Genomic DNA, 16,992 nt, shown 5'->3' on the forward strand with positions numbered 1-16,992 from the left:
AGGGGAACTAGGTTCCCCTAGCGAAGCACACGGAGTGTGCTTTTTATGGTATAATAATGACAAGATAACTATGGGAGGCATACGATGATTGAAACATATTGGGATATATTAGATAACAGTGAAAATCTTTCGATGGTGGGCGAGGGCATTCATCCCATTGTACAGAAAATATTGATACATAAAGGAATTACAGATATTGAGGAAATGAATGAATTTCTTTCTGCCAAACCTCAAAGAACTTATGACCCCTTTCTCATGAAGAATATGGGGGAAGTGGTGGATGTGGTTATAGATCATATTCATAAGGGAAAGAGCATTTGGATCTACGGCGATTATGACGTAGATGGCGTGGCTAGCATTGCGGTGCTTATGGATTTTTTAAAACGGTTTACTTCAAACCTCCATTATTATATACCCTTAAGGGCGGAGGAGGGTTATGGTCTAAATTGTGAGGCCATTGAAGATATTAAGAAACAAGGTGCCGATTTAATTATCACGGTGGACTGTGGATCTACCTCAGTAAAGGAAGTGCAGCTGGCGAAGGATTTAGGCATGGAGATTATTGTGACGGATCACCATAATCTATCGGATACAGTGCCTGATTGTCTGATTTTGAACCCAAAGCAAGGGGATTGCAAATATCCTTTTAAGCTGTTATGTGGTTGTGGTATTGCTTTTAAGTTGGCCCAAGGAGTTCAAAAAAAGCTCAATGCACCCAAAAGCTATCTCAATGACTTGTTAGATGTGGTGGCCTTGGCAACGGTGGCTGATGTGGTTCCTTTGATAGATGAAAATAGAACCCTTTTAAAATATGGTCTCAAAAAGATGACCAATTGCACAAGATCAGGACTTAAGGGTCTTATACGAGCTCTCGAGCTTGAAGGTAAAGATATTACAACTACCCATATTGGGTTTATATTAGGACCCCATTTTAATGCCAGTGGTAGAATCGATGATGCCAGAGCCGGTGTAGAGTTGCTCTTGGAAGGAGATACAAAAAAAATAGATAGTCTTATTCGACACCTGGTAGCTTGTAATCATGAAAGAAAAACGATTCAGGATAAAGGTCTTGAGTTATGTAAGGCCAAGGTAGAAAAAAATTATTTGGAAGATTTATTTTTAGTGGTAGATTCAGAAGGAACCCATGAAGGGGTGATTGGGATCATTGCAGGAAAAATCAGAGACCGCTATTATAAGCCTACCTTGATCGTCACAGAAGGCCATGAAGAAGGAATCATGAAAGGCAGCGGAAGAAGTATTGATGGTATGGATATTTATGAGGAACTAAAGAACTGTGCCGATTTATTTATAAAGTTTGGCGGTCATAAGAATGCCTGTGGATTTTCCATAGAAAAAGATAAGTTAGAAATCTTACGAAGACGTTTAAATGAACAGGCCAAGGTGATTAGGGAAGAATCACCAGAGGTTTTTGTTAAGACCCTTAAGGTATATGCCGAACTAAAGCCATCTGAACTGACAGAAAGCTTGCTGCAGGAACTGGAGAGAATAGAACCCTATGGCATGGGAAATGAGAAACCTCAGTTTTTATTGAGTTGTCTGAAGGTTGACAATTCGCCCCAAGTTGTGGCTATGGGAAAAAACCATGAACATTTAAAGTTAAAAGGCCTATCTCAGAAATGGAATGAGAAAATCCCAGTACATGCGGTTGGCTTTGGTATGGCTGATTTGTATATCCAACAATTACATTGTCCAGAAGAGGTAGATATCGTAGGATTTCCAAGAATCAACGAATGGAATGGATACAGAAATATGCAGTTTATGATCAGTGATGTGAAAGCGTCGAATAGGTAGATAAAACGCCCAATGGAATTTTCCATTGGGCGTTTTATCTGTATTTATATATTGTCTGATTCTACATTAAAGGCAGGCTCCAGTAATAGGGAGCGGCCAGTCATTTCATCAGGCTTAGGGATTCCCATCATATGAAGCAATGTAGGTGCTAAATCAGCAAGTTTTCCTTCGTCGATACCGCACTCTTCTGTGCTGTTGATGAGCAGTAATGGCACAGGATTTGTGGAGTGGGCTGTGATGATATTTCCGTCTGAGTCTAACATTTCATCGGAATTTCCATGATCAGCCGTAAGGAGAATCTGGCCACCCTTGGCAATAACAGCCTCGATGACTTTGCCAACACATGTATCCACGGTCTCTACAGCCTTAATGGCTGCATCCATGGAACCTGTATGACCGACCATATCAGCATTCGCATAATTTACAATGATCACATCATGGATATCCTTCTGAATTTCCTCCAGTAAACGATCTGTAACTTCATAGGCGCTCATCTCCGGTTGTAAATCATAAGTGGCTACCTTTGGAGAGGGAACCAAGATACGGGTTTCTCCTTCGTAAGGCGTTTCAATACCACCGTTAAAGAAGAAGGTAACATGGGCATATTTCTCTGTCTCTGCAATGCGAAGTTGTTTCAACCCGAGCTTTGAGATGTATTCCCCAAAGGTATTGGTTAACGCTTGGGGCTCATAGGCCACGTGAACATTTGGCATGGTGGCATCATAACTGGTCATACATACATAATGTAATGGAAAGAAGCCCTTTGGTCTTTCAAAGTCATTAAAGGATGGGTCCACGAAAGCTCTTGTTATTTCTCTGGCACGATCAGGTCTAAAGTTAAACATGATGACAGAATCCAAAGGATTTACCGTGGCAACAGGGATATCATTTTCCGTGATGACGGTGGGAATAACAAATTCATCTACTACTTTGTTTTCATAGGAAATCTCCACTGCACTGCGGGCAGATACTGCCTTGGTACCAAGGCCTAGCGTCATGGCATCATAGGCCAATTGCACCCTTTCCCAGCGCTTATCTCGATCCATGGCGTAGTAACGACCAGCAATGGTTGCAATTTTACCCACACCAATTTCTTGGATGTTTTTTTCTAGTTCATCAATAAAGGTCAATGCACTAGATGGAGGTACATCCCTTCCATCTAGGAATGCATGGATGTAGACCTTATCAAGGCCTGCTGCTTTTGCAAGTCTCAACAATGCATAAAGATGGGTGTTATGGCTGTGAACGCCGCCATCGGACAGTAGTCCCCACAGATGCAGTGCAGAATTGTTGTTTTTTACATTTTCAATGGCTTCTGCGAACACAGGATTTTCAAAGAAATCTCCATCTTCAATGGCTTTTGTAATTCTCGTCAATTCCTGATACACAACACGGCCAGCACCAATATTTAGATGGCCAACCTCTGAATTCCCCATCTGTCCATGGGGTAAACCTACCTCAAGGCCGCTGGCATGGGCAATGCTTTGGGGATATAGCTCGAAGTATCTATCGAGATTCGGTGTATTCGCCTGTTTTACTGCATTTCCATAATCACTTTCATTTAAACCAAAACCGTCCAATATGATGAGTGTAGTTGGTTTTTTCAAAATACATTCCCCCTCTATCCGTTAGTGTGGAACAACGTTGCCAAACGGCAATTTGTTGATGTTCTATTCATTTATATTACCACAATATATACCCAGTAAAAATAGGATAAATACAAGATTATGTCAAACGATAGGGAGCTTTTGTGTCCCGCGGACGCATTGTGTCCCTACATAATTATAATGAATACCAAAGGTGTTTGTCAAATCCGTTCTGAAATAACAGTCTTTAAGAATGTATCTACTGCTTCTTCGTAGGCTTTGGGTGCAGCCTCAATAGATTTGGCATGCTTTGCTCCTTCCACTAGAAGCAAATCCTTACTTCCTATTTTTTCCCTATACATCTCTATGCTCATTTCAGGGGGGATGTAAGTATCTGCAGATCCATGGATAAAAAGTACTGGTGCTGAAATATCCTTAATTGTAGCTGCTGGAGATACATCCTGAAAGTGAGCCTTGGTTCTGAAATAGGTGATTAGACTAGATATAGGCAGCCAAGGGAACGGCTGCAGGCGGTAATCTGCTTTTAACCGGAAAGCCAACAGGGCATTGAGGTCCGAAAAAGAACAATCGGAGATATAAAAATGAACACGATGATCTATGGCCCCGTGCTGCAGCGCCGTGGCAGCACCCATGGATTCTCCATGAACACCTATGATAGAGTGGGACCCCAACCGATGAGATACCCAGTCCACCCATGCAGTTAAATCTTGTTTTTCATAATAGCCAAGGGTGGTGAAGTGACCTCCGCTTCTGCCATGATTCCGATGATCATAGAGGAGGACATTGAAACCTCTTTCATAAAAGAGATAAAAATACTTTATGGAATGAAGAAGGTTCATCGTAATTCCATGGCATAGAATGATGGTCTTATGGGATGGACCATTGGGATAAAACCAACCCCGCATCTTATATCCAAAAGGTGATTCCAACCAGACTTCTTCCTTAGATAGATTTTCAACTGCTGCCAGTTTAGCAGCATGCTTTTCCTGCATCATTTCAAGGACTTGCTGATCATTTAGGGTTTTAGGTTGAATAACCAGACTGGAAAAGTGATATGCGCCAATAAGAAAAACAAGACTTATAACGGATATACCTCCTAATAAATAAAACATAGCCAATGCTCCTTTGCCACTGTTATGATGAAACGTTTCTATTATTATACCATAGTGTAAATATATTCCATGGAATCAAAATTAGGAATAGGAATCCTGACACAAAAATATATTTGTAAAAGCATAGACAGAAAGAAGCCTATAGAAATTCTATAAAATGGAAACAATCATCAAATAGAGAAATATGAAGTTTTCATGAAGCAGCGAAAGAACAAAATCAATCTAGAGAGGTGTGGACATGGCCCATCATACCATTAAATCATCCTATAAACAGTTAGAGGAAAGGCTCAACCGTTTTCCACAAGGAGCACCGCCATCGGAGACCTTGTACAAAATATTAAAGATTCTTTTTAGCGAGAAAGAGGCGCAGCTGGTTGCTCAGCTGCCGATCAAACCATTTACAGTAGAAACAGCCAGTAAAATATGGAAAATGGATAGAATTTCTACCCAAAAAGTATTGGAAGATTTAGCTGGGAGAGCGATTCTTCTAGATATGGATTATCATGGTGATCAAAAGTATGTTTTGCCTCCGCCCATGGCTGGCTTTTTTGAGTTTTCCATCATGCGTACCCGGGGGGACATAGACCAAAAGTTATTGAGTGAGCTGTACTTTCAATATTTAAATGTGGAGGAGGATTTTATCAAAGGGCTGTTTGCCCATGGTGAGACCCAAGCAGGGCGAGTATTTGTCCATGAACCTGTGCTTTCCAATGAAAATGCCCTTCATGTTTTAGACTATGAAAGAGCCAGTGAAGTAATTCGTACTGCAAAGCACAGGGGTATTGGCATGTGCTATTGCAGACATAAAATGGAACATGTGGGAAAGGCCTGTGATGCACCCATGGATATCTGTATGACTTTTAATGGAGCGGCAGCATCATTAATCAAGCATGGATATGCCCGAGAAGTAGGAATTTCAGAAGGGTTAGAGCTGTTACAGCAAGCCTATGAGTATAATTTGGTACAGTTCGGTGAAAATGTACGGGAGCAGGTAAGTTTTATCTGCAATTGTTGTGGCTGCTGCTGTGAAGCCATGATTGCTGCCCGAAAATTTGGTATGTTAAACCCTGTCCATACAACCAACTTTCTACCCAAAATTGATGAAGCAAAATGCAATGGCTGCGGCAGATGTGTTCATACTTGCCCAGTAGAAGCCATGACCATGGTATCAGCGAACAATCCCCAGCGGTACGAAAAGAAGAAGGCGAAACTCCATGAAGATATCTGCTTAGGCTGCGGCGTGTGCGTCCGAGCTTGCCCAACAAAAGCCTTAGGTTTAGTTTCTCGAAAAGAGAGGGTCATTACGCCTGTCAATTCAACCCACCGGGTCGTCATGATGGCTATTGAAAGGGGTATGCTCCAAGAACTTATTTTTGACAATCAAGCTTTTGCCAGTCATCGTGCCATGGCTGCTATTCTATCTGGAATTTTGAAACTACCACCGATCAAACAAGCCCTGGCAAGCAAACAGATGAAATCTAGATATCTCGAGGCACTGATAACACGATTTAAGGTATAAGAACAAAGAGCAGATAAAAAATGATCTGCTCTTTGTTGGGTGTATAGATTTTACCCTAGAAAAAGAAAGGTCTACGCCATATTGCAGCTAGTGTTAAGAACCATAACAGCAAGCTGGAACCACCCCAGAATTGTGTTTCAACCTCTGCTTGCTGAGATGGTCTAGATATTCTAGTTTCAGCAGTCAATATATTTTTTACCATCTCAATTCTTTGTTTATGGTCATCTGTTACAAAACCCTCCATAGTAGATAAGGCATCCAGATTTTTTATATGCTGCGAAAGCACTTCCTGAGAAACCGTACCCTTTACCCTATACATTTCCCTCAAAATATATTTATCAGGGACATTACCATATTGCTCAAGAAATTTATTATACTCTTCCAATTTATCATTGGGGAGCATCACAAGATCCAAGGTATAGGCATTTTGATTGTTTTTCATCGTCACTTACACCCCCTTTCGGTAGTTATCCTCTTGCGATAACATAATATGTCTTGTGGACCAAAAGGTTACAGACAAGTTGTTAAAAGAAAAGAGCAGCATCTTCATGTAGACACTGCCCATTGGGAGGATAATATATGTAAGGAGCTGTCATTTCCGAAGAAACCGCCTCCAGTTCCACAGCCTACTCCGCCAAATAAACCGCCTCCAAATAATACAACGAGGAGTAGGAAGAAGAACAACAAGCTATCATTTTTGCCGCCAAACAAACCGCAGCCACATTTCTTTTCAACTGTGCCTGACATATGGGAACCTCCTTTTAATCTTCCAAATGTTTTCTTATCATTCGCCTACTTTAGAATATGTGGCTCTTTGAATACCTGTTACAAAAATCATAGGAGAAAGGAAATATCCTATAATAAAATCTAAAAAAAATTTTATATATGGGCGAAAAGGGGTCACCCAATTGAAATCACTTAAATACTATATAGTGTAGAGATTTAATGGATAGGAAAGATTTTGAAATCAGTATACCTTAAGGAGGTAATAGAAAATGAGTAAAGATCATCAGCTTCCAGCCGTTTCTGTAGCAGAAGCCCAAAGCGTTCAGAAGGAAATATTTCCAGGAATAGGGTTTGATACCCTTATTTGGATCGCCGTGCTTTTCTTTCTCTTTGGAGGAACGAGTATCTTTGGTTTAGGGACAAAAGAATAAAAAGCATAAAAAAAGGAATTGAGAAGATAATGTTGAATTAAAATCATTAAAGGCTGATGAATATATCGGCCTTATTTTGTGTTTATGTTTGTAATGAAAGAATAATATAATGGGTGATTTCCATTGCTGAAAATAGCATATTTCTATGATATAATACTTATGTTTAAAGAAATATACAAAATCTTGTAAAAATGCAAGACTAGCTAAGAAAATGGAAATACTGCTTTAGACGGATGATTATATAAAAAATACAATCCCTGTGGGGGATGAAAATGATAAAGTAGGTGATGAACAATGAAAGGGATAAGGGCACAGGTTGCAGTAGGTATCGTTTGTGTTGTACTTGGGCTTTCTTTGACTTTGCAATTTAGGAGCGTACAGGCTAATTATAATGGGGCTGCACCTACTCAAACAGCAAAGGAGTTGGCGGAAGAATTAAAAAGAGTAAGGGAGGAAAAACAGAAGCTGCAGGGTGAGATTAATGATATCGAAGATCAGATTAAGGAAATTGAAGAGGCAGAGTCAACACAAGAAGCCCTAGCGAAACAGATAAGAAGCGAAATCGAGAAATATAAAGTGATTTCAGGATTCAAGACAGTTAAAGGAACTGGTGTGGTTATAGTGATCGATGATCCTCCCCCTGATCCAGAGTTTCCTACGGACAGAAGTGTTATCATGGATCGGTATGAACGATTATTAGAAGTGGTAAATAGATTAAACGATGCAGGTGCAGAAGCGATTTCTATCAATGAGCAGAGAATCATTTCTAGAACAGAAATAAGCTTGGCAGGAAACAATATTAATATTAATGCAATTCCAACGGCACCGCCATTTATTATTAAAGCGATTGGAAACCCAGAAGATTTAGAGGCTGCGTTAAATATTCGTTACGGTATCGTATGGCAGATGAAGGAGAAGGATGGTCTGCAGGTTGCGGTGAAAAAGCAGGATGAAGTCATAATTTCTGGATATAACGGTACAATAAAGTATCGTTTTGCTAAACCTATAGAAGACAACCAACAGTAGTTGAGGTGATAGAATGAGATTTAGTCGATGGAAGTTTAACATACTGCTGTTTGCTATACTAATCGGTTTTGCGATTTCCCTTCAAGTGAAGAATGTGAAGGGGGAGTATCAATATGTGCCTTTAAAAGTAATTCATGACTATAAGGTATCTATTGAAAGCGAGGAAAAAGAGCTTGAGAATCTTCACAGAATTGTTTTAGACAAGAAAAAACAAATCCAAGAATATGAAAGAATAAAGGAAGAAGGCGGAGATATCGAAGATGCTATGCTCCGGGAATTGAATGAGCAAAAACTGATTGCTGGTTTTGTAGATGTGGAAGGTCCAGGTGTTATATTGGTCTTAAATGATGGCACCAGGGAATTATATGAAGGAGAAGACCCAAATGCCGTGCTTGTCCATGATATTGACGTGCTGACCTTGGTGAATGATTTAAAAGAGGCTGGTGCTGAAGCGCTATCCATCAATGGACAAAGGGTGTTATCCACTTCCGAAATGACCTGTGCGGGGTATACCATTCGCATCAACAATCAAGTGTTTGCGCAGCCGTTTATTATTAAGGCAATTGGAGATCCTAAAACATTAGAAGCAGCTTTGAAGGCTCCTGATAGTTATGCTCAAATTCTCAAGGAGTTTTATGGCCTATATCTTGAAGTCAATACAGTACTGAATATGAAGATAGACAAATTTTCTGAGGATATTAATCATATTTATCTCACAGAAGTTAAAGAAGGTGCTTAAGTTGCTTATTATTTTCATTGGATTAATTCTAGGTGTAGTCCTTGGCATGTATTTGCCAATTACGTATTCAACCTCTTACTCGTTGTATATGTCTGTGGCCATATTGGCAGCGTTGGATTCTGTATTTGGGGCCATTAGATCTCATATGGAGAAAAAATTTAACACTGCCATATTTGTCTCAGGTTTCTTTGGCAATGCTATATTGGCTGGGTTCCTGGCTTATATTGGAGATCGACTAGGTGTACCGTTATATTATGCGGCAATCTTTGCCTTCGGTGATCGGCTATTTCAAAATTTTGCCATTATTCGAAGGGATCTTATTGATCGATTTACCCATAAGTAACATTCTAATATGAGCATCTAGCTTAGGTATTATGGGGTGAATATTGTAATAAAAAACAGTATATGATATAGTAGTAATTGGAAAAGCAGTGCTAAAAGGGAGTAGCTGTGGCCCATGGGCCATAAATAGGATCAACATACTGGTGATAAACCTGGTCCTATTTGCTTCAGAACGTGTTTCTAAAGGGGCGAGACTTTTGGCTTAATAAAGCTATTTTATAATAGTTTTATTAAGTTGAAGGTTTCGCCCTTAATTTATTCAATCCGTTCATAGACTGCGTGGAATAGATTTTTACATACTCAGTAGGGTTGTACATTTTTGGTTAGCAGATAGCGGTTAGCTGTATAGAAAAAACTGCTAACTGCTAACGGCTAACATGATTCTGAAAATACTATAGAAGCAGTGAAAGAACTTTGCTACACAAAATAGTGATATGCAATTTATAGAGGGAGGTATCCATAATGGTTCAGGAATTTATTCGTTCTCTATTTTTAATTTTTATGGCTGAAATGGGTGACAAGACCCAGATACTGGCTATGGCTTTTGCTACCCAGTATAAGGTGAAGAAGGTACTATTGGGTGTCTTTCTAGGATCTCTATTAAATCATGGCATTGCAGTAGCCGTGGGTTCTTATTTATCCAATATAATCCCTATCAACACGATACAGATTGTTGCAGGCATTTCCTTTATTGGGTTTGCCCTATGGACATTGAAAAATGATAAAGACGATGATGAAGAGGATCAGGGTAAAAGAAATTTGGGGCCGGTTTTTACTGTAGCTATGGCATTTTTCATTGGGGAACTTGGAGATAAGACTCAGTTGACTGCTATTACCCTATCAGTAGATGCAGTATATCCAGTTTTTATTTTGATGGGGACTGTTGCAGGAATGATCCTAACTAGTGGAATAGGTATTTATGTAGGAAGTAAGATTGGAGACCGTATCCCAGAATTTACAATTAAAATTGCATCAGCATCGATTTTCATGTTTTTTGGTATAACAAAGCTGTACAACACACTACCATCGACTTATCTTCAGCCTACATACATGGGAGGATTCTTCATAATTATTGGTATCAGTGTCTTTGTCTTACTAAAACCTGCTTTAGAAGCAAAAAAGAGAGGCGAGCTAACACCTTTCAGAGAGGCTGCTCTTACCTTGTATGAATATACGCACCAAATCAAAGGGGCTGTAGATGAAATATGTTTAGGAGAAGGGCAGTGTGGCAAGTGTCAAGGACAAAGCTGCATTATTGGACATACCAAGATATTGCTTCATCAGGCCGTGGAAAGCGGAAAGTTTCATAAAGTAGGAGAATGGCAGGGTTTTTCTGAAAGCTTAGAAAAGAACTTCGAGGAAGGTAAAGTAATTGAAAGCCTAAGTCTCACTTTGGCAGCTTTGACCCAGCATCCTTCTCAGGAAGAGACCGTCTTTATACATACGGTGAGGCAAGCTTTAGAGATGATACTGTTCAAGGAAAAATTGCCTTACGATGATAATTTGGATAGGTACTTTGAAGATTTAAAAAAGAGGGGAACGAAGGTAGCGCAAAAGATCATTCGGAGGGTAGAAGAGCTGACGTCAGCATAATGAGTGATTGTAGGGAATATAATATATTCTCAAAATAACTCTTTCAATTCCTTTTAGGAGTATGGTAAAGTAAAATAAACGGAAAAATATAATGCATTATGTATAAATATACGGATACAAGGAGGTATATTAAAATGATGATAGAAATGATAAAATGCCATGGTACGGGGAATGAGTTTGTACTCATCGATGAAATCAACCATGATTATGGTTTTACTGAAGAACAAAGGATCTCCCTTGCAAGGGAGATATGTGATCGTAAAGGGCCTATAGGTGCTGATGGCATCCTATTTGTTCTATCCAGTGAATGGGCAGATGGGAAAATGAGGATTTTCAACGCTGATGGATCAGAACCAGAAATGTGTGGCAATGGTTTAAGGTGTGTGGGAAGATATGTGATTGAGGTGGTAGGCAAGGATGTGGTTGAAATTGAGACCATGAAAGCCAGCTATGTGGTCAGAAAGGCAGAGGAAATCCATAATGGGATTACTACGATTCAGATTACCATCGAGACCGTTTCCTTTGATATCAATACACTGCCCATGAATGGGTCGAGAAAAGAGCACCTATTTGACAAGATTAAAGAACTATCTGAGACGTTGACGTTTAGTGCTTTAAGTATTTCCAATCCCCATGTGGTTGCTATCGTCGATCATATTGATGAGAAGGAATTGAGCATCGTAGGGGAGAAGGCCAACACTGATAGAACTGTTTTTCCTAAGGGTGTCAATGTAAACTTCGTGAAGATATTGGATGAACAAAGTATTTATGTAAAGACCTATGAGCGGGGGGTTGGTCTGACACAGTCCTGCGGTACGGGAATGACAGCATCCAGTATCATCGTCTGTCGCAAAGATGAAAAAAGGTTTGACTCGGAGATTCGTATATTTAACGATGGTGGGATGATTAAGTGTATTGTTTCAAAAGATGAATTGGAGAAATATAAGGTTGAATTTATTGGAAATGCCTCGTATATTTATAAAGGCAGAATTGAGTTCGACTTCAGCGGGAAGAAGCCATATCAGCTAGCTGATAAAGAAATCTATGAGAAAGAGATTCAAGATTATGATGGATTCTTGACCTATGCAAAAAGTGTTTTAGCATAGATTATCTTGGGTCATTTGATAATTGGACGAAGAAACATGGGATTGTGGAGAGGACCTTAGTCTTCTCCTATTTTTATTTGGTATCCTTGATTCATTAGGTTAAATGTTGCAACATGAAGAAATATCAAATAAAATGCTAATAATGTAAATGAATAAAAGGATAAGATGATATAAGTATAGAATTTTAAAAGAGGGATTTCCCAATCAACGAGGATTAAATATGGCATACTTCTATGCTTATGAAGTTTGGTGGTTACGGGTATAGATGCATCGGTGAAGAAAAGAGAGGGGTGCAGGATGAACGAAAGAAGCTATAGATTGGAAAATGAAAAAATGAGCAAGTTGTTGATGAATCTTTCATTACCAGCTACTATAGGAATGATCGTGAATGCTTTGTATAATATTGTGGATACCATCTTTATCGGACGAGGTGTAGGGTATCTGGCCATCGGGGGTCTAACCGTTGCATTCCCTATTCAAATGATGATAATGGCTGTTGCCCAGATGATTGGAATCGGCGCCGCATCGGCGATCTCTAGAAGCCTGGGTGCTAAGGATATTGAAAGAGCTGACCATGTGGCGGGAAATTCATTCTTGGCAGTGACGTTTTTGGGTATATTGATCTGTATTTTGGGGTCGATTTTTGTGGAACCATTGTTACGACTCTTCGGAGCCACGGATACCTTAATGCCCTATGGAAAGGAATATATTCAAGTAATCTTACTGGGAAGTATATACTTCCCCTTCGTGGTATCTGCCAATAACCTAATACGGGCGGAAGGCAATGCGAAGGCAGCCATGTTCTCAATGTTAATCGGCACCATATTGAATATATTTTTAGATTACATTTTCATTTTTCCACTAGATATGGGCATTCGGGGGGCAGCCCTGGCTACCATTGTTTCTCAATTTGTTTCGTTAATTTATGTTTTGGTGTATATCTATGGGGGAAGTAGTACATTAAAGGTAAAGTTACACCACTTGAAGCCCGATAAGGGGATTATGATAGAGATGGTTACAGTTGGTTTTCCTGCTTTTGCCAGGCAGTTTTCAGGAAGTTTTGTGGCCATTGTTCTAAATAATTCGCTAGTGGCTTATGGCGGGGAATTGGCCATAGCTATATTTGGCGTGATTAATCGAGTGACCATGTTCTTATTTATGCCACTATTTGGGATCGTCCAAGGAATGCAGCCCATTGCAGGCTATAATTATGGTGCAAAGCGAATCGATCGCGTAAAGGAAGTATTAAAGCTGTCGATTCTTTATACCACGGTATTCGCCGCCTTTAGCACGATGATAGGCGAATTATTTCCAGGAGCTATCTTTGGGATGTTTGATGATGATCCACTGCTTATTGAAAAGGGTGTAACTGCCTTAAGAATTTCAATTGCTATGGTACCCATCATAGGGGTACAGATTGTAGGTGCTGCTTTATTTCAATCTCTGGGGAAAGCCATGCCATCCCTGATATTATCACTGTTGAGACAAGTGTTTCTATTGATACCTCTGGTATTGATACTACCAAGGTTATTTGGGTTGGGACTTTTGGGTATATGGCTGTCCATTCCATTGGCAGATGTATTGTCTACTTTAATTACCATTGTCTTATTGAAGAGTGAAATGAAAAAAATCAACTTACAGTTCCAGGTTGAATAAGAGGGACTCCAGATATTTAAAGGCTTTGATGAATGGAATGATTGGTAAAAAGGCGGTGACAGAAGTGGAGTTATGGCAGGAAATCATTGAAAGTGGAATAGCAAAGAACTATATAGAAGAATACCTGAGTACCTTGGGTGGTGAAAACTGTGGCAGCGGATTGTATAAGGGCAAGGATTGGGAAATTCAAATCCAAGAAAAGGATGATCGATGCTTTGGAAAACTTTGCTTACCCGTGAACCTTGTGATTTTCAGAGGAGAAAAATCTACATGCCTGCAACTGGTAGATAGATTTCGACTAACCTTTCTATCAGCAGGAGGTTGATGGAAAATGGAAAAGAAGATCGCGACCAAGATTGAGATTGTAACCCAGGGTCATCCTGCCCTTTTTCTGCTGATTTCTTGGGCCTTCGGGCGGGGGAACCCCGCCCCTACTGCCTTTCCTCAATCTTGATCTTGATCTGAATACTTTCCTATAACTTTGCCAGCTCTACTGCCAATTGGGCACCTACTTTGGCGTTATTATAAACCAGCTGAATATTGGATTCTAAGCTTTTGCCCCCTGTTAATGCCTTGATTTTTGATAGAAGGAAGGGGGTTGTTTCTTTTCCCTTAATACCCGTCGATTCTGCTTCTCTTAGGGCATCTTCAATGGCATGATGAATGGCATCATAATCCATCTCATAGGCTTCAGGGATCGGATTACCAATCACCATGCCACCCTTTAAATCAAGATCCCACTTTGCCTTTAACGCTTTGGCTAATTCTTTAGGGGTATCTACACGATAATCAGCTTGGAAACCGCTTTTGCGGGTATAAAAAGCAGGAAAATCCTCTGTTTGATATCCTACCACGGGAACTCCATGGGTTTCTAGATACTCAAGGGTTAAACCGATATCTAGGATAGATTTGGCCCCTGCGCATACCACCGCCACATTGGTGTTGGCCAACTCAGTTAAATCTGCAGAAACATCGAAGGTTTCCTGGGCATTACGGTGAACACCGCCGATACCACCTGTGACGAATACTTTGATACCTGCTAAAGCGGCAATAATCATAGTGGAAGCCACTGTGGTAGCACCATTGAGCTGCTTAGCCACAATGAAAGGTAAATCTCTTCGGCTAACCTTTAAAATATCTTGTCCTTTTCCCATATATTCTAGTTCTTCATCGGTGAGACCTACCTTGAGCTTGCCATGAAGTATGCCGATGGTAGCTGGTACTGCACCATGTTCTCGAACGATTCCTTCAACCCTGCGTGCAGTTTCAATATTTTCAGGATAGGGCATTCCATGGGAGATAATGGTAGATTCCAAAGCAACCACTGGTTTTCCAGCAGCAAGGGCCTGTTGTACTTCGGGATGTATTTCTAAATATTGTTGATACACTAAATCAACTCCTTCATTATATTTTGAACGTTTTTGGCTGACATCATAGGATGTATGGTGTCTTTATGGGACAAAGCGAAAATTGAAGCGGCTGTGGCAAAGCGAGCGCTTTGATCTAGGGTGTATTTTTGCAGGAAACCAAAGACCAAGCCTGCCATAAATGCATCTCCAGCACCTGTAGCATTTACGACATGGATTTCAGGTACCGATAAGAATCGGGTATGCTGGTGATCTCCATAACATATACCGTCTTTCCCCATGCTGATAAAGACCTGCTGTACACCCTGATTAAGAAAGTAATCACATGCTTTTTCTGCATCTAATGTGGAAACGATGGAGATCCCAGATAACACTTCTGCTTCATATTTGTTAGGTTTAATGGTATGAAAGGCTCCTATTATCTCTTTGACTTTCAGTGCTTTGCTGGTAGACACAGTATCTAAAAAGAAAAAGCAATCCTTAAAGTGGGTGATTAAGAATTCAATAGATGCTTGGGGTATGTTGGTATCTAGGACAATTAATTGTGCATTGTTAAGAATCGGTCCATGATTTTTCAAGAAATCTACAGAAAAGTTGTCGAAGATATCCATATGTGATACAGCTGCGGCCATATCACCATCATGATCTAGAATAGAAAGATAGGTAGACGTAGATGCATTTTTCAGCATGAGACAGTGATCCATATCGATGCCTGATGATCTGGATTCTTCCATAAGCTTTTTCCCATAAACATCATCCCCTACAGCAGAAAAAAGTTTCGTTTGAATGCCGAGTTTTACAAGGTTTTCTGCGATATTCCTTCCTACACCTCCAAGGGAAATACGGACATTGCCTGGGTTGGAATCTTTGAGTATCAAAGGTTTTGACACAAATCCTTGAATATCAATATTGGCTCCTCCTACCACAGCCACGTAGTCCGCCTCCTTTAGCACATAGCCTTTGCCGGCAATAAAACCCTTTTTTACGAGATTGGTAATATGAACGGCGGCAGAGGAACGGGTTATCCCTAAGGTATCTGCCAACTCTTGCTGAGAAATCATAGGATTCCTGCGGATGATATCTAATATCTCTTTTTCTCTTTCGGTCATAATTTTCACCAACTTTTGCTTATAATATAAACATATGATTATAAATAGTATATCCTATTCTATTGTATTTAGGAATAGACATTAAAAAAAAATCCCATTATGGGATTTTTTCTTTATTCAGCAGCAGGTGGTGTAAAGACTCTTTGGGCCAGCTCTGCATCTAGCATATATAGGGCATTGGCATTGTCGCCAATCCGCTGAAGCTTTTTCACCAAGCCGTTAAACATAGATTCTTCTTCAACTTGCTCATCAATAAACCATTTTAGAAAACTGATGGTAGCATGCTCCCTCTCTTCCATGGCTAAGTCTGTAAGGGTATAAATACGCTTTGTGACAAACTGCTCATGCGCATAGGCATATTTGAATGCATCTAAAATGGAGGTAAAGTCACTTTTCGGTTCATCTAAGGCAGATACCTTGGCTCTTCCATTCATTTCAATGATATAGTCAAAGAATTTCATAGCATGGAATTTTTCCTCTTCTGCCTGTACCCTGAAGAAATTTGCAAATCCCATTAAATCCTCATCGGCACAATAGGAAGCCATAGAAAGATAAAGATTTGCAGAAAAGAGTTCATGTTTAACTTGTACATTTAATTCACTCATTAGTTTTTCGCTGATCATATGTAATCCTCCTTTTTACTCTTATGTATTTCATACCACAAATTATTGCCATAAAACAAAAAACCGATTCCTACAAGAATATAGTTTAACATAAAAGACATATTTTGTTAATCTAAATCGACAAATATTGAGCTAAGAAGATACGATATAAAAATAGACATCAGTTACATTCAGAAACTTTAAATTTTAGCCCAAATATCACATCACAAGACAAAAGTAGTTAA

The 16,992-nt window shown here is 39.7% G+C and carries 18 protein-coding genes; 11 read left to right on the forward strand and 7 right to left on the reverse strand.

The genetic code is table 11. From position 1 onward, the window contains the following. Positions 1-84 precede the first annotated feature (84 nt). Positions 85-1,812 (forward strand): single-stranded-DNA-specific exonuclease RecJ, encoded by a 1,728-nt coding sequence (recJ, locus tag K0R93_RS01880; RefSeq protein ID WP_300296741.1) that lies wholly within the window; start codon positions 85-87, stop codon positions 1,810-1,812. A gap of 44 nt (positions 1,813-1,856) precedes the next feature. Here the strand turns inward: recJ and gpmI are convergent, their stop codons facing one another. Both gpmI and K0R93_RS01890 read right to left on the reverse strand, forming a co-directional pair. Then, positions 1,857-3,419, reverse strand: coding sequence for a 2,3-bisphosphoglycerate-independent phosphoglycerate mutase (gene gpmI, locus K0R93_RS01885; protein ID WP_330684967.1), 1,563 nt, complete (start codon positions 3,417-3,419; stop codon positions 1,857-1,859). Between the two features lie 200 nt (positions 3,420-3,619). Then, on the reverse strand, positions 3,620-4,531 hold the full coding sequence (locus tag K0R93_RS01890) for an alpha/beta hydrolase (RefSeq protein WP_300296743.1): 912 nt from the start codon (positions 4,529-4,531) through the stop codon (positions 3,620-3,622). Between the two features lie 238 nt (positions 4,532-4,769). On the opposite strand from K0R93_RS01890, the gene K0R93_RS01895 reads away from it, so the two are divergent. Then, positions 4,770-6,050 carry a 4Fe-4S dicluster domain-containing protein gene (locus tag K0R93_RS01895; protein ID WP_300296746.1) on the forward strand — a complete coding sequence of 427 codons (1,281 nt, stop codon included), beginning with the start codon at positions 4,770-4,772 and terminating at the stop codon, positions 6,048-6,050. A gap of 55 nt (positions 6,051-6,105) precedes the next feature. On the opposite strand, the gene K0R93_RS01900 is transcribed toward K0R93_RS01895, so the two are convergent. Together K0R93_RS01900 and K0R93_RS01905 are read right to left on the reverse strand one after the other, a co-directional pair. Next, positions 6,106-6,492: a hypothetical protein gene (locus K0R93_RS01900; protein ID WP_300296749.1), complete on the reverse strand. Its 387-nt coding sequence runs from the start codon at positions 6,490-6,492 to the stop codon at positions 6,106-6,108. Positions 6,493-6,596: 104 nt separating this feature from the next. After that, the gene (locus tag K0R93_RS01905) at positions 6,597-6,797 is read right to left on the reverse strand and encodes a hypothetical protein (RefSeq protein WP_300296752.1); all 201 of its coding nucleotides are present in this window, start codon (positions 6,795-6,797) and stop codon (positions 6,597-6,599) included. Between the two features lie 248 nt (positions 6,798-7,045). Between K0R93_RS01905 and K0R93_RS01910 the strand changes: the two genes are divergently transcribed. The 9 genes from K0R93_RS01910 to K0R93_RS01950 all read left to right on the forward strand — a co-directional run bounded on the left by K0R93_RS01910 (position 7,046) and on the right by K0R93_RS01950 (position 14,123). Continuing rightward, positions 7,046-7,207 carry a hypothetical protein gene (locus tag K0R93_RS01910; protein ID WP_300296755.1) on the forward strand — a complete coding sequence of 54 codons (162 nt, stop codon included), beginning with the start codon at positions 7,046-7,048 and terminating at the stop codon, positions 7,205-7,207. 294 nt (positions 7,208-7,501) lie between these two features. Next, a complete protein-coding gene (locus tag K0R93_RS01915; protein ID WP_300296758.1) occupies positions 7,502-8,233 on the forward strand; it encodes a DUF881 domain-containing protein in 732 nt (243 codons plus the stop codon). Between the two features lie 13 nt (positions 8,234-8,246). After that, positions 8,247-8,972 carry a DUF881 domain-containing protein gene (locus K0R93_RS01920; protein ID WP_300296760.1) on the forward strand — a complete coding sequence of 242 codons (726 nt, stop codon included), beginning with the start codon at positions 8,247-8,249 and terminating at the stop codon, positions 8,970-8,972. Continuing rightward, entirely contained in the window at positions 8,965-9,315 is a 351-nt protein-coding gene (locus tag K0R93_RS01925; protein WP_330684968.1) for a small basic family protein, read from the forward strand. The genes K0R93_RS01920 and K0R93_RS01925 overlap by 8 nt, the downstream gene beginning before the upstream one ends. Positions 9,316-9,776: 461 nt before the next feature. Further along, positions 9,777-10,907: a TMEM165/GDT1 family protein gene (locus K0R93_RS01930; RefSeq protein WP_300296763.1), complete on the forward strand. Its 1,131-nt coding sequence runs from the start codon at positions 9,777-9,779 to the stop codon at positions 10,905-10,907. A 134-nt stretch (positions 10,908-11,041) separates the two neighbouring features. After that, positions 11,042-12,013, forward strand: a complete 972-nt coding sequence (gene dapF / locus K0R93_RS01935) for a diaminopimelate epimerase (protein ID WP_300296766.1) — start codon at positions 11,042-11,044, stop codon at positions 12,011-12,013. Between the two features lie 297 nt (positions 12,014-12,310). Next, a complete protein-coding gene (locus tag K0R93_RS01940) occupies positions 12,311-13,669 on the forward strand; it encodes an MATE family efflux transporter (RefSeq protein ID WP_300296769.1) in 1,359 nt (452 codons plus the stop codon). 37 nt (positions 13,670-13,706) lie between these two features. Further along, complete coding sequence (locus K0R93_RS01945) at positions 13,707-13,994, forward strand: hypothetical protein (protein WP_300296772.1); 288 nt, start codon at positions 13,707-13,709, stop codon at positions 13,992-13,994. 6 nt (positions 13,995-14,000) lie between these two features. Then, on the forward strand, positions 14,001-14,123 hold the full coding sequence (locus tag K0R93_RS01950) for a hypothetical protein (protein WP_300296774.1): 123 nt from the start codon (positions 14,001-14,003) through the stop codon (positions 14,121-14,123). A 19-nt stretch (positions 14,124-14,142) separates the two neighbouring features. On the opposite strand, the gene K0R93_RS01955 is transcribed toward K0R93_RS01950, so the two are convergent. From K0R93_RS01955 to K0R93_RS01965, 3 genes are all read right to left on the reverse strand, one after another. Continuing rightward, positions 14,143-15,057, reverse strand: coding sequence for a pseudouridine-5'-phosphate glycosidase (locus K0R93_RS01955; protein WP_300296777.1), 915 nt, complete (start codon positions 15,055-15,057; stop codon positions 14,143-14,145). Further along, entirely contained in the window at positions 15,057-16,145 is a 1,089-nt protein-coding gene (locus K0R93_RS01960) for a PfkB family carbohydrate kinase (protein ID WP_300296780.1), read from the reverse strand. Before K0R93_RS01960 ends, K0R93_RS01955 begins: the two co-directional genes overlap by 1 nt. A gap of 113 nt (positions 16,146-16,258) precedes the next feature. Beyond that, entirely contained in the window at positions 16,259-16,768 is a 510-nt protein-coding gene (locus K0R93_RS01965; RefSeq protein ID WP_300296783.1) for a ferritin, read from the reverse strand. Positions 16,769-16,992 lie beyond the last annotated feature (224 nt).

Origin of the sequence: Anaerosolibacter sp. (assembly GCF_029240175.1) — a bacterium.
Taxonomy (GTDB): domain Bacteria; phylum Bacillota; class Clostridia; order Peptostreptococcales; family Thermotaleaceae; genus Anaerosolibacter.

Excerpts from the sequence above, each read along its gene's own strand:
- K0R93_RS01910 (WP_300296755.1), top strand. The coding sequence starts at position 7,046 with ATGAGTAAAGATCATCAGCTTCCAGCCGTTTCTGTAGCAGAAGCCCAA.
- K0R93_RS01900 (WP_300296749.1), bottom strand. The coding sequence starts at position 6,492 with ATGAAAAACAATCAAAATGCCTATACCTTGGATCTTGTGATGCTCCCC.
- K0R93_RS01965 (WP_300296783.1), bottom strand. The coding sequence starts at position 16,768 with ATGATCAGCGAAAAACTAATGAGTGAATTAAATGTACAAGTTAAACAT.
- K0R93_RS01920 (WP_300296760.1), top strand. The coding sequence starts at position 8,247 with ATGAGATTTAGTCGATGGAAGTTTAACATACTGCTGTTTGCTATACTA.
- K0R93_RS01950 (WP_300296774.1), top strand. The coding sequence starts at position 14,001 with ATGGAAAAGAAGATCGCGACCAAGATTGAGATTGTAACCCAGGGTCAT.
- K0R93_RS01940 (WP_300296769.1), top strand. The coding sequence starts at position 12,311 with ATGAACGAAAGAAGCTATAGATTGGAAAATGAAAAAATGAGCAAGTTG.
- K0R93_RS01890 (WP_300296743.1), bottom strand. The coding sequence starts at position 4,531 with ATGTTTTATTTATTAGGAGGTATATCCGTTATAAGTCTTGTTTTTCTT.
- K0R93_RS01930 (WP_300296763.1), top strand. The coding sequence starts at position 9,777 with ATGGTTCAGGAATTTATTCGTTCTCTATTTTTAATTTTTATGGCTGAA.
- K0R93_RS01915 (WP_300296758.1), top strand. The coding sequence starts at position 7,502 with ATGAAAGGGATAAGGGCACAGGTTGCAGTAGGTATCGTTTGTGTTGTA.
- dapF (WP_300296766.1), top strand. The coding sequence starts at position 11,042 with ATGATGATAGAAATGATAAAATGCCATGGTACGGGGAATGAGTTTGTA.
- recJ (WP_300296741.1), top strand. The coding sequence starts at position 85 with ATGATTGAAACATATTGGGATATATTAGATAACAGTGAAAATCTTTCG.
- K0R93_RS01945 (WP_300296772.1), top strand. The coding sequence starts at position 13,707 with ATGATTGGTAAAAAGGCGGTGACAGAAGTGGAGTTATGGCAGGAAATC.
- K0R93_RS01905 (WP_300296752.1), bottom strand. The coding sequence starts at position 6,797 with ATGTCAGGCACAGTTGAAAAGAAATGTGGCTGCGGTTTGTTTGGCGGC.
- K0R93_RS01960 (WP_300296780.1), bottom strand. The coding sequence starts at position 16,145 with ATGACCGAAAGAGAAAAAGAGATATTAGATATCATCCGCAGGAATCCT.
- K0R93_RS01895 (WP_300296746.1), top strand. The coding sequence starts at position 4,770 with ATGGCCCATCATACCATTAAATCATCCTATAAACAGTTAGAGGAAAGG.